This window comes from Nocardiopsis synnemataformans (assembly GCF_965343085.1).
GTDB lineage: Bacteria > Actinomycetota > Actinomycetes > Streptosporangiales > Streptosporangiaceae > Nocardiopsis > Nocardiopsis alborubida.
On record NZ_CBDRFA010000196.1, the window covers coordinates 1 to 513 of the forward strand.

The window sequence follows — 513 nt, forward strand, 5'->3', positions numbered from 1 at the left end:
CGACCATTTCGGCCGCGCATTTTTGGACAACCCCATTGCGAATTCCTGGATATAAACAACCCCCATCGGCGGGCCAGGAAAAGAGCTTGATTGGCCTTGGGAATGGCTGGTCAAATGGCGAATGCTGGCTTATAATAAGAGGCATGGAGATGATGCTTGCAGCGCCCGACGCGGCCCCCGGGGAATGCTCCCCGGTTGTGGCCGCGCTGGCCGGTGCGCGCGAGGTCATCGACCAGGCGTGGGACGCTGAGGTACCGCCCGGGGCGGACGAGGCCGCCGCTGAGGAAGTCGCCGCCCTGTGGGCGCAGCTGGAGAAGATCCGCTACCAGGCGCTGACGCGGATGGCGGGTTTGTATGCGCGGGGTGAGGTGGCCCGCTACAGCGGCTACTCCACCCTGGACAAGTGGCTGGTACACCACGGCAAGATGCCCACCGGCCAGGCCAAGGATCTGGCTCGTCTGGCCCAGCACGTGCACGAGGAGACGTTGCCCGCCACGGTTCAGGCTGTGGGCG

Annotated in this window: 1 pseudogene; it reads left to right on the forward strand. The window is 65.1% G+C overall.

Annotated elements, in window-relative coordinates:
* Positions 1 to 152 precede the first annotated feature (152 nt).
* A pseudogene (locus ACSIH6_RS39435) lies at positions 153 to 513 on the forward strand (HNH endonuclease); the annotation flags it as partial.